The sequence below is a fragment of the Chryseobacterium sp. genome (assembly GCF_029240215.1).
In the GTDB taxonomy this organism is placed as follows: Bacteria; Bacteroidota; Bacteroidia; order Flavobacteriales; family Weeksellaceae; genus Chryseobacterium.
The window spans coordinates 125,665-152,344 of record NZ_JARBTK010000001.1 but is presented as its reverse complement, the minus strand read 5'-3'; the positions used below and the strand labels follow the sequence as shown (position 1 = coordinate 152,344).

26 protein-coding genes are annotated in these 26,680 nt (G+C 33.6%); 18 read left to right on the top strand and 8 right to left on the bottom strand.

All coding sequences use genetic code 11. The annotated features are described in order from the left end of the window. Positions 1-11: 11 nt before the first annotated feature. The gene (locus tag K0R77_RS00750) at positions 12-1,451 is read left to right on the top strand and encodes a glycoside hydrolase family 30 protein (protein ID WP_300346272.1); all 1,440 of its coding nucleotides are present in this window, start codon (positions 12-14) and stop codon (positions 1,449-1,451) included. A 140-nt stretch (positions 1,452-1,591) separates the two neighbouring features. Here the strand turns inward: K0R77_RS00750 and K0R77_RS00745 are convergent, their stop codons facing one another. The 3 genes from K0R77_RS00745 to K0R77_RS00735 form a co-directional block, all read right to left on the bottom strand. After that, positions 1,592-2,404, bottom strand: coding sequence for an SDR family oxidoreductase (locus tag K0R77_RS00745; protein ID WP_300346263.1), 813 nt, complete (start codon positions 2,402-2,404; stop codon positions 1,592-1,594). Between the two features lie 120 nt (positions 2,405-2,524). Beyond that, the gene (locus K0R77_RS00740) at positions 2,525-2,824 is read right to left on the bottom strand and encodes a hypothetical protein (protein WP_300346256.1); all 300 of its coding nucleotides are present in this window, start codon (positions 2,822-2,824) and stop codon (positions 2,525-2,527) included. Positions 2,825-3,084: 260 nt separating this feature from the next. Next, positions 3,085-3,939: a nucleoside phosphorylase gene (locus K0R77_RS00735; protein WP_300346249.1), complete on the bottom strand. Its 855-nt coding sequence runs from the start codon at positions 3,937-3,939 to the stop codon at positions 3,085-3,087. 146 nt (positions 3,940-4,085) lie between these two features. Here K0R77_RS00735 and K0R77_RS00730 point away from each other — a divergent pair, with 146 nt between their 5' ends. The 3 genes from K0R77_RS00730 (at position 4,086) to K0R77_RS00720 (ending at position 9,246) form a co-directional block, all read left to right on the top strand. After that, on the top strand, positions 4,086-5,933 hold the full coding sequence (locus K0R77_RS00730; RefSeq protein WP_300346244.1) for a cytochrome c peroxidase: 1,848 nt from the start codon (positions 4,086-4,088) through the stop codon (positions 5,931-5,933). A gap of 215 nt (positions 5,934-6,148) precedes the next feature. Next, entirely contained in the window at positions 6,149-8,290 is a 2,142-nt protein-coding gene (locus K0R77_RS00725; RefSeq protein ID WP_300346239.1) for an alkaline phosphatase PhoX, read from the top strand. Positions 8,291-8,346: 56 nt separating this feature from the next. Next, a complete protein-coding gene (locus K0R77_RS00720; RefSeq protein ID WP_300346237.1) occupies positions 8,347-9,246 on the top strand; it encodes a leucine-rich repeat domain-containing protein in 900 nt (299 codons plus the stop codon). A 3-nt stretch (positions 9,247-9,249) separates the two neighbouring features. On the opposite strand, the gene K0R77_RS00715 is transcribed toward K0R77_RS00720, so the two are convergent. After that, the gene (locus K0R77_RS00715; protein ID WP_300346235.1) at positions 9,250-9,573 is read right to left on the bottom strand and encodes a translation initiation factor; all 324 of its coding nucleotides are present in this window, start codon (positions 9,571-9,573) and stop codon (positions 9,250-9,252) included. A 427-nt stretch (positions 9,574-10,000) separates the two neighbouring features. On the opposite strand from K0R77_RS00715, the gene gpmI reads away from it, so the two are divergent. From gpmI to K0R77_RS00690, 5 genes are all read left to right on the top strand, one after another. Then, positions 10,001-11,542, top strand: a complete 1,542-nt coding sequence (gene gpmI / locus K0R77_RS00710) for a 2,3-bisphosphoglycerate-independent phosphoglycerate mutase (protein WP_300346233.1) — start codon at positions 10,001-10,003, stop codon at positions 11,540-11,542. Between the two features lie 151 nt (positions 11,543-11,693). Next, the gene (locus K0R77_RS00705) at positions 11,694-12,671 is read left to right on the top strand and encodes an acyl-ACP desaturase (protein ID WP_300346231.1); all 978 of its coding nucleotides are present in this window, start codon (positions 11,694-11,696) and stop codon (positions 12,669-12,671) included. A 96-nt stretch (positions 12,672-12,767) separates the two neighbouring features. Then, positions 12,768-13,199 carry a BT0820 family HAD-type phosphatase gene (locus K0R77_RS00700; protein WP_300346229.1) on the top strand — a complete coding sequence of 144 codons (432 nt, stop codon included), beginning with the start codon at positions 12,768-12,770 and terminating at the stop codon, positions 13,197-13,199. A gap of 164 nt (positions 13,200-13,363) precedes the next feature. Then, positions 13,364-14,173 (top strand): type I methionyl aminopeptidase, encoded by an 810-nt coding sequence (map, locus tag K0R77_RS00695; RefSeq protein ID WP_300346227.1) that lies wholly within the window; start codon positions 13,364-13,366, stop codon positions 14,171-14,173. Beyond that, positions 14,173-14,940 (top strand): class I SAM-dependent methyltransferase, encoded by a 768-nt coding sequence (locus K0R77_RS00690; RefSeq protein WP_300346225.1) that lies wholly within the window; start codon positions 14,173-14,175, stop codon positions 14,938-14,940. Before map ends, K0R77_RS00690 begins: the two co-directional genes overlap by 1 nt. Before the next feature lie 54 nt (positions 14,941-14,994). Here the strand turns inward: K0R77_RS00690 and K0R77_RS00685 are convergent, their stop codons facing one another. From K0R77_RS00685 to K0R77_RS00675, 3 genes are all read right to left on the bottom strand, one after another. Continuing rightward, positions 14,995-15,699 (bottom strand): T9SS type A sorting domain-containing protein, encoded by a 705-nt coding sequence (locus K0R77_RS00685; protein ID WP_300346223.1) that lies wholly within the window; start codon positions 15,697-15,699, stop codon positions 14,995-14,997. Between the two features lie 81 nt (positions 15,700-15,780). Beyond that, positions 15,781-16,107 carry a multidrug efflux SMR transporter gene (locus K0R77_RS00680; protein ID WP_300346221.1) on the bottom strand — a complete coding sequence of 109 codons (327 nt, stop codon included), beginning with the start codon at positions 16,105-16,107 and terminating at the stop codon, positions 15,781-15,783. 281 nt (positions 16,108-16,388) lie between these two features. Continuing rightward, complete coding sequence (locus K0R77_RS00675) at positions 16,389-16,952, bottom strand: Crp/Fnr family transcriptional regulator (protein ID WP_300346219.1); 564 nt, start codon at positions 16,950-16,952, stop codon at positions 16,389-16,391. A 245-nt stretch (positions 16,953-17,197) separates the two neighbouring features. On the opposite strand from K0R77_RS00675, the gene era reads away from it, so the two are divergent. From era to K0R77_RS00655, 4 genes are all read left to right on the top strand, one after another. Then, entirely contained in the window at positions 17,198-18,073 is an 876-nt protein-coding gene (gene era / locus K0R77_RS00670; protein WP_263001893.1) for a GTPase Era, read from the top strand. Between the two features lie 66 nt (positions 18,074-18,139). After that, positions 18,140-18,568, top strand: coding sequence for a DoxX family protein (locus K0R77_RS00665; protein ID WP_300346215.1), 429 nt, complete (start codon positions 18,140-18,142; stop codon positions 18,566-18,568). A 155-nt stretch (positions 18,569-18,723) separates the two neighbouring features. Continuing rightward, complete coding sequence (locus K0R77_RS00660) at positions 18,724-21,126, top strand: prolyl oligopeptidase family serine peptidase (protein WP_300346213.1); 2,403 nt, start codon at positions 18,724-18,726, stop codon at positions 21,124-21,126. A 149-nt stretch (positions 21,127-21,275) separates the two neighbouring features. After that, positions 21,276-21,848, top strand: coding sequence for a Crp/Fnr family transcriptional regulator (locus tag K0R77_RS00655; protein ID WP_300346211.1), 573 nt, complete (start codon positions 21,276-21,278; stop codon positions 21,846-21,848). Between the two features lie 86 nt (positions 21,849-21,934). Here the strand turns inward: K0R77_RS00655 and K0R77_RS00650 are convergent, their stop codons facing one another. Further along, a complete protein-coding gene (locus K0R77_RS00650) occupies positions 21,935-22,327 on the bottom strand; it encodes a helix-turn-helix transcriptional regulator (RefSeq protein ID WP_169320020.1) in 393 nt (130 codons plus the stop codon). Positions 22,328-22,437: 110 nt separating this feature from the next. Between K0R77_RS00650 and K0R77_RS00645 the strand changes: the two genes are divergently transcribed. The 5 genes from K0R77_RS00645 to K0R77_RS00625 all read left to right on the top strand — a co-directional run bounded on the left by K0R77_RS00645 (position 22,438) and on the right by K0R77_RS00625 (position 26,517). Beyond that, entirely contained in the window at positions 22,438-24,216 is a 1,779-nt protein-coding gene (locus K0R77_RS00645) for a hypothetical protein (protein WP_300346207.1), read from the top strand. A 10-nt stretch (positions 24,217-24,226) separates the two neighbouring features. Further along, entirely contained in the window at positions 24,227-24,829 is a 603-nt protein-coding gene (locus K0R77_RS00640; protein ID WP_300346205.1) for a DUF6705 family protein, read from the top strand. Positions 24,830-24,832: 3 nt separating this feature from the next. Continuing rightward, positions 24,833-25,279, top strand: coding sequence for a hypothetical protein (locus K0R77_RS00635; protein ID WP_300346203.1), 447 nt, complete (start codon positions 24,833-24,835; stop codon positions 25,277-25,279). Between the two features lie 80 nt (positions 25,280-25,359). Beyond that, positions 25,360-25,845, top strand: a complete 486-nt coding sequence (locus K0R77_RS00630; protein ID WP_300346201.1) for a hypothetical protein — start codon at positions 25,360-25,362, stop codon at positions 25,843-25,845. Positions 25,846-25,878: 33 nt separating this feature from the next. Beyond that, positions 25,879-26,517 carry a hypothetical protein gene (locus K0R77_RS00625; RefSeq protein WP_300346199.1) on the top strand — a complete coding sequence of 213 codons (639 nt, stop codon included), beginning with the start codon at positions 25,879-25,881 and terminating at the stop codon, positions 26,515-26,517. The last annotated feature ends 163 nt before the right edge of the window (positions 26,518-26,680 follow it).

Below are 26,680 nucleotides of genomic sequence, written 5' to 3'. Positions count from 1 at the left end.
AGAAAGAAATTATGAAGAAATTAGTCGTAAGTTGTTTTGTTGTAGGAATGATTTTCAATGCAAACGCACAAAATTACTGGAAAAAAAATGCAGGAAAAACGGCGAGAGTAATTTTTACCAATTCTAAAACCAGCGAAAAAATGGTCGAAAAAGGAATGGTGAAATTCGAGAAAATGGATCAGCCGAAAGAAACTGATGCCTGTATTTTTGTAGATCCAGATTTTAAATATCAAAAATTAATCGGAATCGGTGGTGCCATCACAGATGCTGCTGCTGAAACTTTTTATAAACTTCCAAAGAATAAACAGAAAGAAATTATTGATGCTTATTATGGCAAAAATGGGCTGGGATACACGGTTGTTCGTACCAATATGAACTCGTGTGATTTCTCAAGCGATTCTTATACTTATGTAACGGAAAATGATCAATCATTAAAATCATTCAATGTTTCTCATGATGAAAAGTATAAAATTCCGATGATTAAAGAAGCTCAAAAGGCGATCGGAAACAATTTTACCTTTTATTTTTCTCCGTGGAGCCCGCCGGCTTGGATGAAATCTAATAAAAGTTTATTGAAAGGAGGAAGATTGGAGAATCAGTATTACCAGACCTGGGCAGATTATTATGTGAAATTCATCAAAGAATATGAAAAAAAAGGAATTAATGTTTGGGGGTTGACAATTCAGAACGAGCCAATGGCTACTCAAACTTGGGAATCCTGTATTTATACTGCGGAAGAAGAAGGTGCTTTTCTTAAAAATAATTTAGGACCAACGCTTTGGAAAAATGGTTTTAAAGATAAAAAAGTAATGATTTGGGATCACAATCGTGATTTGATTTATCAAAGAGCAACAACTACTTTGAGCGATCCGGAAACTTCAAAATATGCACACGGAATCGGCTACCACTGGTACGAAACATGGAATAATAAAACGCAGCTTTTTGATAATTTATTGGAAACTCAAAGAGCTTTTCCTGACAAGTTTTTAGCTTTTACCGAAGGTTGTAAAGAGCAATTCGATATGTCTAAAATTTACGATGTAAGTTTGGGTGAACTGTACGGAAAAAATATGATCAACGATTTCAATAAAGGCACCGCTTTATGGACGGATTGGAATGTCCTTCTTGACGAAACTGGCGGACCAAACCATGTCGGAAACTTCTGTTTTGCACCAATTATTGCAGATACGAAAACCGGAGAGGTTCATTATACCTATGAATATTATTATGTTGGTCATGTTTCGAAATTTATCAAACCAAATGCACAAAGAATTGGAACCTCATCCAACAGAGCAGCTTTAACATCAACAACTTTCATGAATGAAAACGGACAATTGGTAACCGTTATTATGAACGACTCCGACAATGATATCGATACCAATCTTTGGATTGAGGGAATGTCAGCCAAGTTATCTGCACCTGCACATTCTATACAAACTGTAATTTTATAGACTTCATATTAACATTTTTATTTTAAGAATCGGCGGCACCAAAGGTGCCGCCGATTTGATTTATTGTAGAAAAATTTAAACAAAAAACCGAAGCAAAATATTGCTTCGGTATATTATTATTTAAACTAAATCTTCAGATCTTAGTTTTCAGTATCATATTTTGCGATCACTTTTTGAGTAACTCCTGAGCTGCTGAAACCTCCGTCATGGAAAAGATTCTGCATCGTTACTTTTTTAGTAAGATCAGAGAAAAGAGTAACACAGTAATCTGCACATTCAAGAGCGGTTGCATTTCCTAGCGGAGACATATCTTCCGCATAACCAAGGAATCCTCCGAAACCTTTTACTCCGCTTCCTGCTGTAGTAACTGTCGGTGACTGAGAAACCGTATTGACACGTACTTTTCTTTCGCCCCAATAGTTTCCGAAAGTTCTTGCAATACTTTCAAGATAGGCTTTATTGTCAGACATATCATTGTAATCCGGGAACGTTCTCTGTGCTGCAATATACGAAAGAGCCAAAATACTTCCCCATTCATTCATACAATCTTTTTCCCAAGCCGTACGCATCACTTTGTGGAAAGATACCGCTGAAATATCCCAACCTTTCTCTGTCCAGTCGTAGTTCATTTCGGTATAATGTTTCCCTTTTCTTACATTTACGGACATTCCTATAGAGTGAAGGATAAAATCTATTTTACCGAATTTTGCAATTGCAGCATCAAAAAGTTTTCCAAGATCTTCTGTAGAAGTTGCATCCGCACCGATCACTTCAGAACCTGTTTTTTCTGCTAAACCGTTCAATTCTCCCATTCTCAAAGCGATAGGAGCGTTAGACAATATAAATTCAGCGCCTTCTTCATGGCATCTCTCAGCAACTTTCCATGCGATAGATTGTTCATTAAGGGCTCCAAAAATAATTCCTTTCTTCCCTTTAAGTAAACCGTATGACATAATTTTTTAATGTTTAATATTTACAAATGTAGGAATAATTTGTGTTTAGCACATAATAAAAAACGGAGCCTTTGTAAAAAGACTCCATTTTCTTTGAATATATTTAAAAGACTGAATTTTCTAATTCGTTTTCTTGTTCCATTCTGCTTTTACATCTTCAGCAGCATCTTTAGTTTTTTCCCACGCATCACTTGCTCCGTCTTTGATGTCTTCCCAAGTGTCAGAAGCATTAGCTTTTACTCTGTCAAGCCATCCTTCATGAGTAGCTTCCTCATCATTATTCCGCTTTTCGTTGATATAATCTCTGGCCTTATCTGCCAAATCACTTACTTTCCACTTAGCGTCGTTGGCAGTACTTCTTAAAGAATCTTCAGTATTGTCAACTGCTTTTTCTGCTTTGTTATAATCTTGATTGTCCATAATAATATAGTATTTAAGTGTTATATGTTGTAGAATAAACAAGAACTATTCCTAAAGAAAAAAGACGTTGTTAAAGTTTTCATAAAATTTAAATTCTGAATATTTATTTTTAGCTGTAGTGAATGCGAATGTTTTACTATAATGTATTTGTGCATTCATGGCAGAATAAATTTTCAGCCTGCAACCAATAAAAGTTAGCTTTTGTTGCAAATAGTTAGTTTAAAATATAAAGGATCTCAAAATTTGAAATCCTTGTTGTTCTATTTAATCACTCTCTCCAAAACCCATTCGATCAGCCTCTTTTCAGAGTTGTGATGATCTGCTGAGAATTCTCCGCGTCTTCTGTTGGCAATCACATTGTTTACGGTAATTGCTTTGTGACCCAAAAGTTTAGAAAAAGCATAAATCGCTGAAGTTTCCATTTCAAAATTGGTAATTCCGAGATCGTTTAAGGTTTCAAGAAATTTGTCATCAAGTGCTTTTAAACGAAGTTCTCTTCCTTGTGGTGCATAAAATCCCGGAAAAGTCGCTGTGTTACCATGATATTTTGCATCTTTGAAAGCTTCGCCTAATTCTTCCGACCATTCAGAGAAATAAAGCATTGGTCTAATTTTTTCGTAGGGAAATTTCTCCAGAAAATTCTTCGAAAATTCATTCTCAAAACTGTAATCCTGATAAAAATGCATCAGTCCGTCTAAACCGACTACATTTTGAGTCACCAGCATATTATCAACCTGCACATCCGGATTCACACTTCCGCAAGTTCCCATTCTGAAGAGTTCAAGAGATTTGTGCTTGGTTTTAAATTCCTTTTTCTCAAGATCAATGTTAACTAAAGCATCAAGCTCATTCATTACAATATCAATATTCTCAGTTCCGATTCCTGTTGACATCACAGAAATTCTTTCACCACGTAAAGTACCGGTGTGGGTGTAAAATTCTCTTTTATTTTTTTTGATTTCTACGGTATCAAAATATTTCGAAACTTTCGGTACACGATCGGGATCACCTACAAGAATTATTTTATCAGCAATATCTTCTGGTAAAAGGTTTAAGTGATACACGCTTCCGTCTTGATTCAGTACAAGCTCTGAAGCTGCAAGTTTATTTAACATAATTGTTTTTTTTGTATAGTTTGATTGATAATCTGTGATTCTCTTTTTTAAGGGATTTAAAATTAACGAATTTAAATGAAGCAAAATATAAACATTATTTAATTTTTCGTTAAAACTGTGGTAACCTTAGGATGATAGTTTTGCGAATGAAAAATTTTGTAGGATCTTATCCTTTACTTCTTCTTATTGTATTCATCGGGATTGCGGCAATGTCATTCAATCCTGTCGACAAAGGTTCAGAAACGGAAGAGACTTTTGTCAGGAAAGGTTTGTTTAATTTTAAGAATCATCTCGAAAACTTAAAATCAGATGTTTATCTCTTTAAGGAAGATAAAATCACCGTTAAAAAATTACAGCTTTCATTAAAAAACACCAGAAACTCATACAAAGAGATCGAGTTTTATATCGCTTATCACTATCCTGAGTTTTCTAAAACACATCTCAATGCAGCTCCTCTATTCAGAATTGAAGCTGCGGGAACTACTGCCTACACTTTGCCACCGGAAGGTTTGCAGGTACTTGATGAATTGATTTTTTCTGATGAAGCGAGCGAACAAAAAGATAAAATTATTGACATCACAGATTTTCTATACAATAATTACAATAATTTTTATTTAAGCACCACAAAAAATGGCTTAAGCAAAGGGAGTAATAAAACTTTGGCTTTAAGAATAGAGCTCATCAGAATTTATACTTTAGGATTGACAGGTTTCGATACACCGGGTTCACTGAATATTTCAGAAGAAGCTTCATTTGCTTTTCAGGGAATGCAAAAATATATTACTAATGATCCTTATTTTAAAAACTTCAATACTTCAAAAGCGGAAAAACTCATCACAGAAAGTACACTTTATCTTTCTCAAAATACAGATTTTGAAACTTTTGACCGTATTGAGTTTTACAAAAAATATCTACAGCCTTTATACGAGGAACTTGGTAAATGGGACGGAAATCCGGATGATCTGAAAGAATTTTCCGGATGGAATATAAGTAATAAAAACTTTTTCAGCAGCGACTTTCTTGATCCTTACTTTTATACAATTCTTAAAGGTTCTGAAGACAGTGAAGAATTGAGAAAATTGGGAAAAGAAATATTTTTTGACCAAAATTTAAGTGACAACGGAAAAATGAGTTGTGCAACCTGCCATCTTCCGGAAAAAGGTTTTGCAGACGGTAAAACTAAATCTTTAAGTAATGTGGCAGAAAAAACAGTTTTGAGAAATTCTCCGTCTTTATATAATGCAGTTTTTGCCAAAAGATTCTTCTATGATATGCGTGCTTTCTATCTGGAGCAACAGGCAGAACACGTAATTTATAATGATCAGGAATTTAATACAAGCTACGAAAGCATTATCAAAAAACTGAAAACAAAACCTGAATACAAAAAGGTATTTCGTAAAACATTTAAAAATGGAAATATTGATAAGCAGAATTTTTCTAAAGCTTTAAGTTCTTATGTTGCATCTCTGTATTCTTTCGATAGTGATTTTGATCGTTTTATGAGAAACGAGAAAGAGATTTCTGATGATGCTAAAAAAGGTTTCAATCTTTTTATGGGCAAAGCCAATTGTGCAACGTGTCATTTTGCACCCCATTTTTCAGGATTGGTTCCGCCATTTTTTAATGAAAATGAATCCGAAGTTTTAGGGGTTACCAAAAAACCAATAAGATTATCTCCATTAGAAATAGATTCTGATCAGGGAAGAATCAAAAGTAATGTCAAAAAAGAAAATTCGTGGATTTATGAAAACTCATTCAAAACCATGACGGTAAGAAATATTGCTTTAACGAAACCTTATTTTCACAACGGAGCCTTCAATACTTTAGAAGAAGTTTTAGATTTTTATAATGAAGGCGGAGCAGAAGGTTTAGGTTTAAAAATAAACAATCAGACTTTACCTGCCGACAAGCTGAATCTTACAGAACCGGAAATCAAACAGATTATTGCTTTTCTGAATTCTCTGACAGATATTAGTAAAGCAAAAGTGAAGTAATATTCTTCGATTTTTAAATATAAAGGCCATCCATTTGAGATGGCTTTTGTCATTATGATACTTAGTGTTTTTATAGTTGATTTAACAATAAATTAATCCCCGTAACATTGGGTTTGAGATTTATTAATATTTGGTAAGAATTAATTAAAACCCTATTAATAGAGGGCTCGTTACAATAAGATAGTTTTGCAATGAAAAAATAAAGGTATTAATAAATGAAAAGAAAACTACTTACAATTGCAGCACTTGTTTTGATGACGAGTACAGCATTTCAGGCTCAAACCACGATTTTTCCTCTGGGATCATCTTGGAAATTTAATGACAATGACTTAGCCCTTGCTAGCACATGGAAAGATGCTACTTATGACACTTCTGCATGGGCGTCAGGAAACGGGCCATTAGGTTACGGAGATCCTGTAACGACTAACTTTGTTTCAGGTGTAGATACAGCTTATCTTACCAAAGATTTCGCAGTAAACTTAGCTGATCTTACAACAACCATGGAATTTGGTATAAGAAGAGACGATGGTATTGTTGTTTATCTAAATGGTGAAGAAGTAATTAGAAACAATATGCCAACGGGTGTAATTTCTCACAGCACACTTTCTGTTGATATTATTGATGGTGCAGCAGAAACGGCGATCAACATTTTCTCAATTCCGAAAAATAAATTTGTGCAGGGCAACAACAGAATCTCAATAGAATTGCATAACAGAAGTACGGGAAGTTCAGATTTGACGATTGATGCTTATCTTAAAACAACTGTTACAGTTCCACCAACTACATGCACGGGAACTCACATCAGCTGTTTTACCTCTATTGTACCCACAACTCAGACTTCAAAACTGATTATTCCCGCTGAACACAGATTTCAGATGATTTTGAAAGAAGGTGATGCCTATACAGAAGGAGGTGGACTCGTTGGCGGACTGAATGATTTCACGGGTTACGTGGCAAAAAACGCAAGCAGCACAGACGGATATCTTTCTGTAAATCACGAGACCAGTCCTGGTGGAGTAACGATGGCAGAGATTAATTATAATACAACTACAAAGCTTTGGGCTTTAACGAAATCAAGAGGCGTTAGTTTTTCTGCACCAAGTTTGGTTCAAACCATCAGAAACTGTTCTGGCGGTGTTACACCTTGGGGAACAATTGTTACTGCTGAAGAAGCTGTAACAGGAAACGACACCAATGCGGATGGAAACCATGACTATGGATGGTTGGTAGAAATTGATCCTGTTACTGCACAGGTGATGTCACACAATCCTTCAGGAACTAAAGATAAGCTTTGGCAAATGGGTAAGATGAATCATGAAAATGTAGTGGTAAACAATGCAGGAACAATCGCTTATTACGGTGAAGATGGAGGTACAAACTTAGTGTACAAATATGTGATGGATACTCCAAACGATCTTACATCAGGAAATTTATATGTTTTAAAATTAGATCAACCTCTTTCTGGTGGAAACCCAACTGGTACAACTGCTACATGGGTACAGGTTCCTAATAAACTACAGGTAGATCAAAATAATACGCAGGCTCTTGCATCATCTCTGGGAGGTACTGCATTCAACGGTGTTGAAGACGTAGAAATCAGTCCACTGGACGGGAAAATATACTTTACAGCCAAAGGTTTAAACAAAGTATACCGTTTGCAGGACAATGGAATGACAGCTTCTCAGGTAGAAGTTTTTGCAGGAGGATTAACAACTCAATATTCTTTCAATACAGCACAGGGAATTAAGACCGAAACTTGGGGAGATGGTAATGATAACCTTACGTTTGACGAATTAGGAAATCTTTGGGTTCTTCAGGATGGTGGTAAAAACTACATCTGGGTAATTGCTCCTGATCATACTGCTGCAAATCCTAAAGTGAGATTGTTTGCTTCAATGCCTGCTGGTTCTGAGCCGACTGGTTTGACATTCACACCGGATCATAAATTCGGATTCTTCTCAGTTCAGCATCCAAATGCTACAATCGATACAGATATTGACGCTACCGGAAATGTAATTGACTATAAAGGGAAATCAGCTACAATGGTTATTGCATTACAACAGTTTTTAGGGACAAGTGCTGTATTGGGAACCACAGAAACCATTAAAGAAACAGAAGTTACAGTTTCTCCGAATCCTACATCAGGATTGGTGAAAATCACATCTCCGAAAGCTTTGAAAAATCTTGAAGTAACTGCTTACAGCATGGATGGTAAAATTGTTTATCAGAAGAAATTTACAGGAAATAATTCATCTATAGATTTAGATTTTACATCTCAACTTCAAGCTACAAGAGTTTTGATGCTGAATATAGAAGCTGAAGGTTTCCAAAAAACCGTGAAAATTCTTAGAAAATAATTACTAATTTTCTTTCTCAGCTGCCGGCATTTTCTTTGCCGGCGGCTTTTTTTATTATGAAAAAATTACTCCTTATTATCAGTTTGCTTTCACTTTCACAGATAAAAGCGCAGATTGATCCTTTAAAATATCCGACTTATACCGAAATTGAAGATGCTTTGAAAAGCGGCAAAACAGTGTATAGTATGAGCTTTAGAGATAAAGGTCTTTTCAATATTCCAAAGGATTTGTCTAAAATGAATTCTCTTTTTTTCCTGAATCTGATGGGAAATAAATTAGAAAAAATGGATCAGCAGATTTTTGCTTTAAAAGAATTGGAAATTTTAAATATCAATTCAAACAGCATTAAATTTATTCCTGATGAAATTGGTGAGCTGAAAAAATTGCATACTTTTTCAATGAATCTCAACAGTCTTACAAAAATAAATCCCAATCTGGCAAAACTTCAAAATCTGAAAATGGTACATTTTGATGCCAATAATTTGAATGTTTTTCCTGAAGCATTATTAAAAATTCCGGCTTTAGAGGAAATTAATCTTAGCAGCAATCAGATCAGTTTTGTTTCGCAGGATTTAGATAAAATTAAAAACTTAAGATATTTAAACCTTTCAGCAAACCAGATCAATGATTTGACAGATGTGAAATTCCCGTCAAAAATAAAATATCTTGAACTTCAACAAAATTCTATCGTAAAACTTCCCGATTATTTATTTAAATCAGAAAATCTTGAATTTCTGAATGTCAGTAATAATAATCTGAAAGAAATTTCTCCTAAAGTAAAAGGATTAAAAGGCGTTGTCAGCATAAATCTGGCACACAATCAACTGAAAGATCTTCCTGAAGAATTTCAACAGCTTAAAAATCTGAAAACATTGATTTTAGCAGGAAATCCGATGGATAAAGAAACCATTCAGAAGCTTAAAGAATTGATGCCGCAAACGCAGATTTATTTTTAAAAATTATCCGCCGACTCTTTTTGTTTTAAAACCCATATCCTTCAGGATATTCATGATTTTATCACGGTTATCACCTTGTATGATGATCGTTCCGTCTTTTTCAGAACCACCTATTCCAAGTGTGGTTTTTATTTTTTTCGAAATCTTTTTTAAATCTTCCTCACTTCCTTCCCAACCTTCAACAATGGTTACGGGTTTTCCATTTCTGCCTTTCTTTTCAAACTTACAAACAAGAGGTTCTTTTTGCTTAAACTGTTCTTCGGGCATCTGGAATTCCTGCTCTTCATGCTCAGGAAAAAGGTTTTTGAGTTGATCGCGTAAATCCATACGGCAAAATTAATAATTATTTCTATTGCAAAGAATGCAAATTAAGTATAAAGTTTTTGAGTTAGAAAAAATCAGCGATCATCTGTTCAAATTCGTGAAATCTATGGGAGAAAATAAAAATATACTGAAGCAACATTTGTCATGCTGAAAGCATCTCTACAAAGTAAATTTAGATTCCTACCGGAATGACAAACTTTTTTTCAAACTCGATTATGCAAAGATTCATGATTATTAGTTGTTTAAAACTTGTGAAAATTTAGATTTAAAAAAAAAATAACCACAGATGCACAAATGAATGTGTTTTAATTTAATTATCAGTAAAAATCTGCGAGAAGACTGACAAAATCTTTTAATAAAAATTTAAGCCTTTCAAATTCTTCAATTCGTTTCAAAATCGATAAATTTGTTTGTTAAAAAATAAATTAGAATGTCAAAAAAAGCAATACTGGCAATACTTGACGGTTGGGGTTTAGGTCAAAATCCTGAAGTTTCCGCATTAGCTCAGGCAAATACACCATTTATAGATAGCTGTTATCAAAAATATCCTCATACAACTTTAGAAGCAAGCGGTTTAGCAGTTGGACTTCCATTAGGACAAATGGGAAATTCTGAAGTAGGACACATGAATCTTGGTGCAGGAAGAGTAGTGTACCAAAATCTGGTAAAACTCAATATGGCAGTTGAAAACGGAACTTTGGGTCATGAAGAAGTCATTCAGGAAGCTTTTGCTTATGCCAAAACAGAAAATAAAAATGTACATTTCATCGGATTGGTTTCCAATGGTGGAGTACATTCACATATCAATCATTTAAAGGGATTATTAACTGCTGCAAGTGAATACGGACTACATGAAAATGTCTATGTTCATGCATTTACAGATGGCAGAGATTGCGATCCGCATTCGGGATTAGGATTTATTAAAGAACTTCAGGATCACATGAGCACAACGACTGGTGCTTTGGCAACTGTGATTGGAAGATATTATGCAATGGACAGAGATAAGCGTTGGGAACGTGTAAAATTAGCTTACGATGCGATGGTAAGCGGTATCGGACAGAGAACAACGGATGCTGCTGCTGTCATTCAGAATTCTTATAATGAAGGAGTGACGGATGAATTTATTAAGCCGATTATTTTAGTTAAAGAAACGCAGATTGGTAACGTTGTTCCTGTTGCAAACATTGTTGATAATGATGTGGTGATTTGCTTCAATTTCCGTACAGACAGAGGACGGGAAATTACCGAGGTTCTTTGTCAGCACGACATGCCGGAATATTTCATGAGAAAATTAAATCTTCACTATGTTACTTTGACAAATTATGATAAAACGTACGAAAACGTACAGGTTGTTTTTGATGAAGAAGTTTTAAAAGAAACAATGGGCGAAATCCTTGAAAGAAATGGAAAAACCCAGATCAGAATCGCCGAAACAGAAAAATATCCTCACGTAACATTTTTCTTTTCGGGAGGTCGAGAAGAAGAATTTCATGGTGAAAAAAGATTACTTTGTCCGAGTCCGAAAGACGTTCCGACTTATGATTTGAAACCTGAAATGTCGGCTTATGAAATTACAAATGCTATTCTTCCTGAATTACAGAACGAGACCGCTGATTTTATTTGCTTAAATTTTGCAAATACTGATATGGTAGGTCATACAGGAGTATTCGAAGCTGCTGTAAAAGCTGCCGAAACGGTAGATAAATGTATCGAACAGGTTGCTACAACGGCTTACGAACATGGTTATGCAGTTTTCATTCTTGCAGATCACGGAAATTCTGATGTAATGATCAATCCGGACGGATCACCAAATACACAACATTCAACCAATTTAGTTCCTTTAATTGTGATGGATAAAGACCATCAGTGGAATTTGAAACCAGGAAAATTAGGAGACATGGCTCCAACGATTTTATCGGTGATGGGAGTTGAGATTCCTGCAATCATGACCGGAGATATTTTAGTCAGTTAAAATTTAAAATAATATGATATAAATACCGTTGTCTTTGTAGATAACGGTATTTTTTTTATGATTTTGGTCAGACATACTATGAGAGACATAGAATATTATGCTCCAAATAATAAAATATTAATATCTTTGTAAATTATAAACGTATTTAAGAATGTACAATAAACTCGTAAGAAAAGAGGTAATGGGTATTTTAGAAAAGGAAGTAGGTTCTTTTCTCGACAAATTTTTGACGCCAATCGAAAAAATATGGCAGCCATCAGACTATTTACCAGATCCTTCAAGTGAAGATTTTAAATACGATTTAGAAGAAATTCAGACTTTCGCACGTGAGATGCCTTACGATCTTTTTGTTACTTTAATTGGTGACTGTATTACCGAAGAAGCTTTGCCATCATATGAATCATGGTTAATGGGTGTTGACGGGGTAAATCAGGAAGAGAAAGTAGGCTGGGCAAATTGGGTAAGATCCTGGACAGGTGAAGAAAACCGTCACGGAGATCTGTTAAACAAATACCTTTATCTGTGCGGAAGAGTCAACATGAGAGAAGTTGAGATTACGACACAATATCTTATCAGTGACGGATTTGATTTGGGAACAAGCATGGATCCTTACAGAAACTTCGTTTACACAAGTTTTCAGGAAACAGCAACCAATATTTCTCACAGAAGAGTAGGAACATTAGCAAAACAGTCCGGAAACGGAAAGCTGGCAAAAATGTGTGGTGTAATTGCCGCAGATGAAGCAAGACATGCAAAAGCGTACAAACATTTCGTAGCAAAAATTCTTGAGCTTGATCCTTCGGAAATGATCTTGGCTTTCGAAGATATGATGCGTAAGAAAATCGTAATGCCTGCGCATTTGATGAGACAATCAGGGCAAAAAGCCGGTGAACTTTGGGGGCATTTTTCAGATGCGGCACAAAGATGTATGGTTTACACAGGTCAGGATTATATCAATATCATGAAAGATTTGTTAGATGAATGGAAAATCGAGCATATAACAGGTCTTACTGAAAAAGCTGAAAAAGCTCAGGAATATCTGATGAAGTTGCCATCGAGACTGCAGAAGATTACAGACAGGGTTTCTACACCCGATCTTCAGTTTCAGTTTAGCTGGGTAAAACATTAGTTTCCAATTTAACATTAAATTATAAGTAGGAGTGCCGGATGTTTTTTCGGCACTCTTTAATTATTTATTATCTTTGCCAAGCTAAAAAAGAACAAAATGGTTAGTAACAAAAAAATTGCTGTAGATTTTGACGGAACAATCGTGGATGATGCTTATCCCGGAATTGGAAAAGCAAAGATTTTTGCATTCGAAACACTGAAAAAACTTCAGGCTCAAGGATATAGACTGATTTTATGGACGTACAGACATGGCAAAACTCTTGATGAAGCGGTAGAATTCTGTAGAAAAAACGGAGTGGAGTTCTATGCCATTAATTCTAGTTTTGAAGGAGAAGTCTTTGACAGCGAAACGCAATCAAGAAAACTGGATGCAGACTGGTTCATCGACGACAGAAATCTTGGAGGATTTCCGGGATGGGGTGAAATTTACAACATCATCAACGAAAGGATAGAATTCCGTGTTGAAGGGAAAGAGGTTTTAGCATACTCAAAACTTAAAAAAGAAAAGAAAAAAGGACTTTTCTGGTAAATTTTTTAAGAAATTAGAAGTTAGATTTTAGAAATTAGTTTTAATAAATTGCTTTTAATTAAAGTTTATCAGAAAATATAGATGCTTAGAAGTGTATAGAATTTAAATATTCATAAAGCTGTAAGTCTAGCTTCTAACATCTAATATCTAACATCTATACAAAAATGATTCAATTAAAAACGATAGACGAGCTTCGTCTGATGAGAGAAAGTGCTCAGTTGGTTTCGCGCACATTAGGAATGTTGGCAAAAGAGATTAAACCGGGAATTACCACATTATATTTAGATAAATTAGCTCACGATTTTATCAAAGATCACGGCGCAGAACCAGCATTTTTGGGTTATGGAGGTTTTCCTAATTCTCTGTGTATTTCTCCGAACGAGCAGGTAGTGCACGGTTTTCCAAATAAAGAAGAAATAAAAGAAGGTGATGTGCTTTCTGTTGATTGCGGAGCTGTTTTAAATGGTTTCGTAGGAGATCATGCTTATACTTTTGAGATTGGTGAAGTAAAACCCGAAATCAAAAAGTTGCTTAAAGTTACCAAAGAATCTCTATACAAAGGAATCGAACAATGTGTAAGAGGAAAAAGAATAGGAGATATTTCTCATGCCATTCAATCGCATTGCGAGAAAGAAGGTTATGGAGTTGTAAGAGAATTGGTAGGTCATGGAGTTGGTAGAAAAATGCATGAAGATCCTCAGGTTCCCAACTACGGAAGACAGGGAAGCGGCAAAATCATCAAAGATGGTTTGACGATTGCCATCGAACCGATGGTGAATATGGGAACAGAAAAAGTGAAATTTCATAATGACGGTTGGACGGTTACAACTTTAGATAATCAGCCTTCAGCACATTTTGAGCATGATGTAGCGGTAATCAACGGAAAACCCGTTTTACTTTCTACTTTTAAATATGTTTATGAAGCTTTAGGAATCGAAAGCGATGAAGAAAAGCCTTTCCAAATGGAATTTTAATGAAAAAGCTGACTAAGTTTTTATTGAATAAAATCCCTCGTCCGATGCTTATTCAAATGAGCGTTTGGGCGCGACCGCTCATTTATCAGTTCTTTAAAGGAGATCAGTTTTTTGATCCGATTGATGGAAGATCTTACCGGAAATTTTTGCCTTACGGTTACGGAAAACAAAGAGAAAATGCTTTATCGCCCGGAACTTTAAGCTTGGAAAGACACCGCCAAATGTGGTTGTATCTTCAAAATGAAACCGATTTTTTCATTAAAAATTCTAAAGTTCTTCACATTGCTCCTGAACAGGAATTTCTGAGAAAATTTAAGCGAATGAGCAATCTCAATTACATTTCGGCAGATTTATATTCACCGATTGTAGATGTGAAAGCTGATATTTTAGATTTGCCTTTTGAGAATGATAGTTTTGATGTGATTTTTTGTAATCATGTTTTAGAGCATATTGAAGACGATTCTAAAGCAATGAGCGAATTATATCGTGTCCTGAAGCCTGGTGGATGGGGAATTATTCAGGTTCCGATGAAAAATTCTTTAGAGAAAACGTATGAAGATTTTACCATAAAAGATCCAAAAGAACGTCAGAAACATTTCGGGCAGTACGATCATGTTCGTTGGTACGGAATGGATTATTTTGACAGATTGAGAAAAGTCGGTTTTGAAACCGAACCAAACTTTTATTCAAAGCAATTCAGTGATGCTGAAATTTTAAAATACGGGCTCAATCACAACGAAATTTTACCAGTGGTTTATAAAAAATAAAAAAACGTCTTCACAATTGAAGACGTTTTTTTGTTTGTATAAGATTTTTTTAAATCAATCTTTAATGAAAAGTTCAGGTTTGAAATTCTCAATCAGAAGAATATACTGACCTTTTTGAAGGTGACTTACATCAATTTTATTTGATTTATCGGTAGTTAATGTTTCGTAAACTAACTTACCCGACATTTCATAAATCTTTAGGTTTAACTTTCCTTGAATATTTTCTATCGTTAAAAAATCTGTCACAGGATTTGGATAGATTTTGATACTTTTCTTAATGATATTGTCTTTTGTACCCAAAAATGAATTATTGTAATATATTTTGTCTCCCGTATTATTATTTGTAATAATCAGTGTTTTGTAACTTCCATTATTAATGATCTGATAATTAAAAATTGCTCCCGTAGCTGTATTGACATAAAAATCGCAGTTTTTTTGATCATAAGCCTGAGCTGCGGTGGCATTTGTACCATTATAAACCAATAATGTACAACCACCGCCATGTCTCGTAAAGCTATCTGTCACTGTATTGAAAGTAATTGTAGAGCCTGCTGAATTGTAATATGACGAATTAAAACTGTAACCGCTTCCGTTATTCGAAAACATGGATGTACCGATAGAAACCTGCATTGCAGGACTCACAGTAGTCTGATTATTGATGACTATTTGCGAAATATACCAGTTGTTGCTAAAAAGATCAGAAGTTTGAGCAAAAATAAGATTACTCAAAAATGTTAAAAAGAGTAGAGTTTTTTTCATGAAATTTTTATTTAAAGGTACAAAATAAAATTATTCTGCAAGCAGTGATAAATATTAAGCTTGATTAAAATATCTAATCAATCAATGAGAAACTGCTTTCAGTCCAACCACAGAACCAATCAAAGTACAGATAAAAAATATTCGCCAAAAACTTGCAGGATCTTTAAATACTAAAATTCCCATCAAAACAGTTCCCACTGCACCAATTCCCGTCCAGACTGCATAAGCTGTTCCTATTGGTAATGTTTCGGTAGCTTTGATAAGCAAAAGCATGCTGATCGTAAGACAAGCCAGAAAGCCTCCAAACCAAAGATACATTTCGTTTCCCGAAGTTTCTTTTACTTTTCCTAAACATGATGCAAACCCTACTTCAAACAATCCTGCAATAATTAAAATAATCCAGTTCATAAATAAATAAATAAATAAATAAATAAATAAATAAATAAATAAATAAATAAATAAATAAATAAATAAATAAATAAATAAATAAATAAATAATTGATGCTGTAAAGTTGAGCTTTTGATTTTATTTAAAATTTTACAAATGATAAAAAATTAACAACCTCAAGAAATGATCAGATTTTATTTTGAGTGAAAATTTAAATTAAAATAGAAATATTTATCTCGCAGATTTCGATCAAAAAAAGAAATCTGCTTAATTTGCGAAATCTGCGAGAGTTTAAAAAAAATCATTTTATTTCCGCGCGAATTCTACTCAAACTCACTTGGGTGATTCCTAAATACGAAGCAATATGTCCCAACTGAACTCTTTGCAAGAGATATGGTTTTTCTCTCAGCAAATCTTTATATCTTTCTAATGCAGTTTTGTATTGTCTTGAAATAATCAGTTCTTCTGTTTTTATCAATTCCCGTTCTGCGAATTTTCTTCCCCAATTAGCAATATGAATGTCTTCATTAAAAAGCTGTTTTAATTTTTTTGTTTCCAATTGATACAATTCACAATCTTCGAGTAATTCAATACTTTCATAACCCGGTTTTTCATCCACATAACTTTTCATGGAAACGATTGGTTCGCCTTCCGTTCCAAACCAGAAAGTAATGTCATTATTTTCTGTCGAAGCGTAAGCTCGTGCAATTCCTTTTTTTAAAAAATAAATTTGCGGGATTACTTTGTTGGATTCCATTAAACAAAAACCTTTTGGATGATTGATTTCTGTAATAAATTTTTTCAGACTTTCCTTTGAAGCCATCGGAAGCGGGTAGATGCGGTCAATAATCTCGTTAATATTCATAAAGAAATCAAATTTTTAAAAGTTATCTGTGAAAAATGAGTTCTAGGTATTACGTAAAAAATTAAAACTCCTTTAACTTAATGAAATATACATCTTTCCAAAAACCTTAGTTTAACCTTGTGATTAAAACACTATTTTCAATCAAAAATAGACTTTTTTCCGCATCTAATTTTAATATTGATCGTAAGACCGATTTTGTTTTACTAACTTTGCAAATCGTAATAAAAGCGACTTAATTTTTTTATATGCATAAAGCAGGATTTGTAAATATCGTTGGAAAGCCAAACGCCGGAAAATCTACCCTTCTGAATCAATTGATGGGCGAGAAACTGGCAATCGTAACACAAAAGGCACAGACAACAAGACATAGAATTTTCGGAATTTATAATGAAGAAGATTTACAGATCGTATTTTCTGATACTCCGGGAGTTTTGGATCCTAAATACGGTTTGCAGGAAAAAATGATGGATTTTGTGAAAGATTCTTTACAGGATGCAGATGTTTTTCTTTTCATAGTAGATGTTACCGATAAATCAGAACAGTCAGAATTTTTGATTGAGAAATTAAACAAAATTCCGGTTCCGGTTTTATTGTTATTGAATAAAATTGACCAGACCAATCAGGAAGGTCTTGAAAAAATAGCTACCGAGTGGCACGAAAGAATTCCTAAAGCTGAAATTCTTCCCATTTCTGCTTTAAATGCTTTTAATATTGATGTTATTTTACCAAAATTAAAATCAATGTTACCGGAAAGTCCGGCTTATTATGACAAAGATATGTATACCGATAAACCTGAAAGATTTTTCGTAAACGAAGCAATTCGTGAGAAAATTCTTTTGAATTATGAGAAAGAAATTCCATATTCTGTGGAAGTGGTGACAGAAATGTTCAAAGAAAATGAAGGAATTATTTTTATTGATTCTATCATTTATGTTGAAAGAGATACACAGAAAGGAATTATCATTGGTCATAAAGGTGAGGCAATCAAAAAAGTAGGAACTGAAGCAAGAATAGATCTGGAGAAATTTTTCGCAAAAAAAATACATCTGAATCTCTTTGTGAAAGTAAAAAAAGACTGGAGAAAAAACGACAGAGATCTGAAGAATTTCGGATACAGATAGACTAAAAAGTCAATACTCATCGTTGTATAAGAAGTTTTTCTTATCTTTAATGTAAATATTCAATCAATGACCTATTTTAATTCAAAAACTAATCTGGTACTCATAGACGTTGTATTATTAATTGTGAGATTATTTGTGGGATTTGCCATGTTGTCTCACGGTTTTCCGAAACTTCAGATGTTACTTGAAGGGGGAGATATCAAGTTTTTTGATTTTCTGGGATTAGGACCAAAAATATCATTGGGTCTTACAGTTTTTGCGGAATTCGTTTGTTCAATCTTTCTGATATTAGGATTGTTTACTAGAATTGCAGTGGGATTTCTGATGTTTACCATGATTGTTGCTGGTTTTGTAGTTCATGGTTCAGATGGATTTGACAAGAGAGAAATGAGTTTCCTTTACTTGAGTATTTATTTTCTTATTGTAGTTTTGGGAGCAGGCAGATTTTCTATTGACGGCATGATCGAAAAGAGAAGAAGAGCTTCAGAATGGTAATGTAGATTTTATCTTTAAATATATATGAGCAGTAATTTTTTTACTGCTCTTTTTATTTTTTTTTAAGGTATTTAACCTTCGGTTTTGAGTTTACAATTTTCGCATCTTTTACAATTAAATACTTTTCATTAAATTCGTGACAAATCAAAAAGATAATGAAGATCAAATTAACCATCTGTCTTCTTGCGTTTCTCAATCTCTATGAAGCTCAGGAAAATATTTCGTACCAAAAGCCATCTGCCGAAATCCTGAAACTTGCAGATTACGACAGACCGCCAAGTGTAATGACCAATTCAAAAAAAGACTGGATCGTTTTCACCTATAGACCAACGTACAAGACTTTGGATGATCTTAATCAGCAGGAAATGAAATTAGGCGGATTAAGAATCAATCCGGTTACCAATATTTCAAGTTCGACATCATACGCTTACAATCTTAAAGTAAGAAAGATGAATGATAAAACCGAAGTTCAGGTAAAAGGTCTTCCTTCTAATCCTAAAATTACCAACACTTCTTTTTCACCGGACGAGAAAAAACTGGCATTTACCAACACTACAGAAAAAGGGGTTGAACTATGGGTTATTGATCTGGAAACTGCCACTGCAAAAAAGATTACCAGAGACAATCTTAATGCGAATCTGGGAAATCCTTACAGTTGGATGAAAGATTCTCAGAGCTTTTTGATTAAAGTCCTTCCTGAAAACAGACCAAAGCTTACAGATGCTTCCAAAGATCTGCCTACAGGACCGATTGTCTCTACTTCTGACGGAAAAGTTTCGCAAAACAGAACCTATCAGGATTTGCTTAAAAATCCGCAGGATGAAAAGAATTTTGAAATTCTTACCGCTTCGGAATTATATCATGCAGACCTGAACGGCAATATTAAAAAGTTTAAGGATCAGGATCTGTTTGCAGGAATCAGCTATTCTCCAGACGGAAACTATGTCATGCTGACAACCATTAAAAAACCGTTTTCATATATTGTTCCACTTAACAGATTTCCATCAATGGCTACGGTTTATAATGCGAAAGGAAATTTAATTAAAGTGGTGAATGAAGTTCCGTTGAATGAAATTATGCCAAAAGGATTTTCATCTGTAAGAACAGGAAAAAGAGACATGAGCTGGAGAGCAGATCAGCCTGCAACTTTGGTTTTCGCAGAAGCTCTTGATGGTGGAGATCAATCAAAAACGGTTGATTTCAGAGATGAAATTTTCACATGGGAGGCTCCGTTTACTACTCAGCCAAAGTCTTTCTTTAAAACAAAGCAAAGATACGAAGGAACCAGCTGGACAAATAATCATTACGCCATTGTTTCCGAAGGTTGGTACGATACAAGAAATACAAAATCTTATCTTATAGATTTAAATGACGGAAAATCACAGACTATAGAAGACAGAAATTATCAGGATGTTTACAGCGATCCGGGTAGTTTCAATACCACAAAAAATGATTTTGGAAGATATGTTTTAGACATGAAAGGTGACAAAGCCTATCTTATCGGAGCCGGATTTACCAAAGAAGGTCAACATCCTTTCATTGATGAAATGGATATGAAATCTTTAAAAAAGAAAAGACTCTACACTTCAAATCTGAAAGGTGCAAAAGAAGAAATCATCGATATTATTAATCCTGCAAAAGGAGAGGTATTGACGATTCAGCAGTCGGCAAGTCAATACCCGAATTACTTTAAGAAAAATATTAAGTCTAACAAAGCTGAAGCGGTAACCAATTTTGCCAATCCGTTTGAAAGCATTAAAGATGTTTACAAAGAAGTCATTACGTACAAAAGAAATGACGGCGTTACTTTGACTGGTACCCTTTATCTACCCGCTAACTACGACAGAAAGGCTAAAAAAGAAAAACTTCCTTTGCTAATTTGGGCGTATCCTACAGAGTATAAAGATAAAAATACGGCGGGTCAGAACACGCAAAACCCGAACGACTTTACTTTTCCATATTACGGATCTTTCGTGTATTGGACGGCGAAAGGGTATGCAGTTCTTGACGATGCTGCATTCCCGATCATCGGTGAAGGTAAAACAGAACCTAATGATACCTTTATACCTCAATTGGTTGCCAACGGAAAAGCTGCCATCGATGCGGTTGATCAGTTGGGTTACATCGACAGAAATAAAGTCGCAGTTGGCGGACATTCTTACGGTGCATTTATGACTGCCAATCTTTTAACACATTCTAAAGATTACGCATGCGGAATTGCCAGAAGTGGAGCCTACAACAGAACTTTGACACCGTTTGGTTTCCAGAGCGAACAGAGAAATTACTGGGATGTACCGGAAATTTATAACACGATGTCACCGTTTATGAATGCCGATAAAATGAAAACACCATTGCTTCTGATTCACGGTGATGCAGACAACAATCCGGGAACGTTTACTTTACAGACCGAAAGATATTTTCAGGCTTTGAAAAATCTGGGAGCTCCTGTGAAGATGGTTCTTCTTCCAAAAGAAGCTCACGGATATGTTGCTAAAGAAAATATTTTGCATTTGCTTTGGGAACAGGATCAGTTTTTGGAGAAATGTCTAAAGAAATAAATAAGGAAACTCGTTCTGATGGACGAGTTTTTTTATGGATTTTAGTATCGAATAATTCACATTGTGTTCACGTTAGTTTTTGTAATTTTCTGCAGTAAAATTTAGTTTAAATATTAGATCCTGAAAGGATTTACGTTACAAAAAAAGTTATGTTAAAAACAAACCAACCATTTTTAGATTATTTAGAAAAAATATATAATAATCAGGAGAACAAGAGTAATATCATTATAAATTCTTTTGAAAAGGGAGAAAAAATATTGACACAAAACGAAGTTTCTACCAATATAATGCTTATCAAAAGCGGAATTACAAAATGTTTTTTCACGGAAAAAAATGATCAGGAATACATCGTTGAATTTCTTGGAAAAGGAGAAATTATTGGCGAAATTGAGGTGATGAAAAATGTTCCGTGTATTTGCAGTATTGAGGCCATAACAGAAGTTACTGTGTTTTCGATGACGATTCCGTACTTTCAGTCATTAATCAAAAGCAATATCAATTTAAACAATTTATTGCTTGATGTTTTTGCTGAACGTATTGTTAATACTTCAAACAGATCATCCTATCAGCAGCTTCATTCAACCGAACATACTTTGTCTCAACTTTTAGAACTAAAATCGAAAGAAATGAAAGTTTCAAAAGAAGATATGGCAGCTTACTTAGGAATTACCGTTAGAAGTCTAAACAAAGCTTTGAAAGATTCTAAAGAAAAGATGGTATGATCCTATTACGACACCTCATGAAATCGTCTGATATATGTTTGAAGAAATAAATATAAACCTCGCTCAATCTGGGCGAGGTTTTTTGTTTACTTTTTTAGGGTAGTGATAATATCCTGCAATTGCTGTATCATCTTATCTTTATCTTTTAGTCTCTCTTCGTACAGAGATTCTATCTTTTCTGTTTTATCTTTATTTTCCTGATACAGATTTTGAATATCCTGATAACCAACAGAAGCATCATAGAAATTTTGCTGATTATAAATGTTATTAGGATTTGCATCTAACAATTCATAAACTGGAGCTTCCAAAATTTCTGCAATCTGATACAATCTGTCTACGGTAAGCTTAGTTTCGTTCTTTTCTATTTTGCTGTAGGCAGCCTGGCTTATGTGCAGTTCTTCTGCCATATTCTCATGAGAAAAGCCTTTCTTCTTGCGGTATTCTTTTATTTTTTCGATGATAACTTCCATGGTATCCATAACTAAAAATTATAATTATTACAGCAAAAGTAATATTTTTTCCGAAAAAGTTGTGTAATGATTTCAAAAAATGTTTTAATATTGCAATAATTATTTAACACAATAATATTATGAAAAGAAATTTATTTCTCAGGCTTTGCCTGATAATGACAGTCGCACTTTCACTGCATTCCTGCAGAAGCGAAGATTTTTTACAGGATACTGAAAAATCTAAACAGGATTTTAAAGTTTCGCTCCTCAACAGACAACAGCTCGATCAGCAGAAACCTCTTCTGCAAGAACTCTCAGAACTCAAATCTAAATTCAGATACAAAAATATAGATCGTAAGCTGGGAAAGTCTGCGCAGGATGATATTTTTGAAGGTGCAATTATTGGTACCAATCAGGTTTTGCTTATTGAGAAAAATGGAAATAAGACCTATACCTTTCCTGTGTACAGAACGTATATGAGTGATAAAACAGAAAGTCTGATTGTGAAAGAAAATGAAGATCATACGTTTTCGGGTATTCTTGTACAGTATGATCTTACCAAAGAAGAAAAGCAACAGTTTCTCACGGGACAGAATACTGAAATCAATTCTAAGATAAAGATTTTTGATGTTGATAAGCTAAACATCAATGCAAAAACAAATGTAGATGTTATAGGCTGTTTTGTCATAACCTGGGAAGTAGGATGGTGCTCTGCAAATAAACATTATACAGGCGGTCCGGGAGGCTGCTCGGTTGGTGGAGCTCCTGCTCCGATGATTCAGTCTATAGAATATGTCTGCGAAAACGGGAACCCTGCTGATAATGGAGAAAGTGGAGAATCTGGCTCTACAGGTCCGGTAGTGGGTGCAGGTATTGATTTGGGTGCTTATTTTTCTATACCTTTTATTTCTATCGGTTACCAGTACTATGAAACAGAAGATGATCTTGATCCCAACTATCTGCATTATATGAGTGTTGTCAATTATTTTTCATCATTAGGAACTACACTTAATCAATTAAGAACTGCGAACCCAGATTTGTTTTATTATACCTTTTTCTATTTTAAGGATAACGGGATTAATCCTACTACGAAAGCATTTATCTCACAAAGATTAAACGGTCTTAATGCATGGTATGTAGCTGCGGAAAACTCTCCAAATAGCATATCTGCCAATAATCAGTATTTTCTGAACTGGGCTTATAAGTATCTGGTTCTAAATCCTGATGTTACTTGGGAAGAATTTTATGAAGAATATTTGGCGACACCGTGTGATAATTTGAGTAAACTTTTAGATCCTACAAAAGGAAACTTAAAACCATTAATTACAAATGGAATGTATTCTTACATTAATAATAGCGTAGGTGAGGCTGGAGTTTTTATTAAAAAGGATTCTGGTGGAAATATAACAACTCAAGTAGCACCACCAAGTGGAGATAATACTCTGCAAATTAAGGTTAATGACAATTACTATTCTGCAGTACATACCCATCCTAAAACTACTTATCCCATGTTTTCTTATGATGATATTATAAGTTTGTATACTTTGGAAGTTGAAGGATCAAACCACAACGATAAACAATCATCTTTTATACTAGTCTGTGAAGATGATTTTGGAGTAAAACAAACTTATGCAATTGTTTTTGAAAATGCAGGACAAATGGTAGAACAGGTATGGAATAGCCCTGAAAATATCGGATGTAGTCTAGATGAATTGAAAGCTGCAATGATGAAAAAATATCTCGAAGAATATGAAAAAGAAGAAAATGGTCAAAAAAATTATGAAAGAGCTTTTTTAAGACTTAACTTCGGAACAAATATAGGATTATACAAAACAGATCCTAATTTAACAAGTTGGCAGAAATTATATATAGAAGCAGATTTACCGACAGCAACAGTAAAATCAACAAATTGTAATTAAAATCAAGATTATGAAAAACGTATTTTTAATTTTCATCTTTTCTTTATCATTTTTTAAAGGTCAGACAATAACAATAGATATTAGAGATTCTGAATTGAATCAGCCAGATGGTTATTATAGTAAAGACATCAGTAATCTTTTAGATTCTTTTGTAGGTACTTATTTGTACACAAACGGAAATACTAGTTTCAAAATAGTATTAGAAAAGAAAGTAAAACAATATAATGGCAGATATTATGAAGATTTGATTATTGGAGAGTATCAATATATTGTAAATGGGGTAGAAAAAATCAATACATTGTCACAACTTAATACAGTGTATTCAAATCAAAATAGGCATAAAATTTCAGGTAATCACATTATTACAAATAATAATACTCGATTATGGAAATGTCCACAATGTGCTCCTAATGAAAAAAGATTAGGTTTAGGTATTTTGGATGCAGCTACACAAAGATCTGCAATGATTTTTATGAGAAGGACTACTGTAAATGGACAACAGGTAATGCAGGTAAAAATAGGTAATGTAAATTCGGTTACATGGGCTTCTGGACAGCCAGAACCATTAGAATTTTCTCTACCAAAAGGTGAATTTACTATGATAAAGCAGTAGAAAATGAATTTTAAATTTTTATGTTTATTTATTTTAATCCTTGTTTTTTCTTGTACGTCTCAAAAAAGTGAAATTGAATATGTAGAATTTGAACATGAATGCTATATAAGAAAGATAAGCGATAAAATCTTGATTAGGATTCTTCCCTCACAAAAAAAATATAATAAGGAAAGAATTGTAGAGCTTATTTATCACGGGAAATCCTTTGTAAGAAAATCAATTAGTGAAAAGGAATATCAAAATATAGTTGATTCTATTTTTAAAATTAGCGAAAAAGATTCAACAATGGTTTTTACGGACGGAGGTTCTAATATAATTGAATATAGAAAAGGAGATGTAATTAAAAAACACTATTCTCAAGTCCTTAATAAAGATTATAATAATACTTTTTATAATACCTGTGAGTTAATTACTGAATCTGCTGGACTTGATATTACAGCTATCAAATAAGAATTTGTTTTAAAGTTTTGTACATTCAAATCAGTTAGAAAATCATAAGTTGAGTGTTCAATGATAAAAAGCAGTAAAATATGAATATTAGAGTTTTATGTTTATCAATTCTATTTTTATATTGTTTTCAGGCATGTACAAGTGTTGTAGGAAATTATAAAAATATTGGTGGTGTCTATCTTTATACAATAGAGATTAATAAAGACCACACCTATTTTTATACTGCTTCTTCCCACTTGGCAGGTGAGAGATGGTCTTTCGGAACATGGACACAGAAAAACAATATCCTTTTTCTAAAACCTCAACCTTTTTATGATATAGTAAGGCTTAAAGATAAAGATACTTTAGTTTTATCTATAGATCAAAAACATGATGTAATAATTCAATTCCAAAATGAAAAATATTTTAGTGTTCTATACGAGATATATTCTAAAGATAACATGTATCCTCAAAATATTAAATTTGTACCATTTATGAATAAAATGATTATCAAGAGAAAAAAATTATATGAGTTTAACAAAAATGGGAAAATAGACGGAAAGAAAATTTACTACAAAGAGAAGTAGTTAATTATTGTATCTCTTCGTAAATAGAAATAAATGAAAAATATTATAAGAATTATTATATTGTTTATAGGATTTGGTGTCAATGCTCAATCCTACACTTTTGATTACAATTTAAAAATTAGATGTGTAAATCCGAAAGGAGCAACAAAAATCACTACAGGACAATTTATTTTAAATTCTGATACTCCTACTTATGAGATGTATATTAGACAAGATAATGGAGGTGTGTTGATTGATAAAATTGATAATGAAAAGTACATTTTGCATGATTTTCTACATTCTAAAATATCCAATAAAAGTTTTTATAATTTTACTTCAATCAGAGAAATTAATAATAATTTGGAAAAAAGATCAATAGATCATGTAGATGTAGAGAAAATAGGAGAGAATAAATATTTTATAAAATGCTATCCCACAAAAAAAAGTAAAAGCACTAATTTAGAAATAATTGTTAATCTTAGGCCAACAGATAGAGACTTACTAAGATTTTACTATTTAGATTTGGGTTATAGTATTCGCCAAAAACTTATTGCTAGCTTGAAAGAAAAATTACACGGTAATTATAATTACTTTATCGAAAGCTTTTCAACAAATTATAGAAATGGATATAAAACTGAAAGCTATATAGATGGCATAGAAAAGATAGATCTTAAAATTATTACACCACAATAATAAAAACCGCAGAATTTCTGTGGTTTTTATCATTGATTTAATGCTTCTGTAAAACTCCACTAAAGGATTATACCAAAAGCTCTCGACGATTCGTATAAAAGGTCTAGAGGTTTTAAAAAAAGCAGACGTGCAATTTCTAAAAGCACGCCTGCTTTTTAAAAAT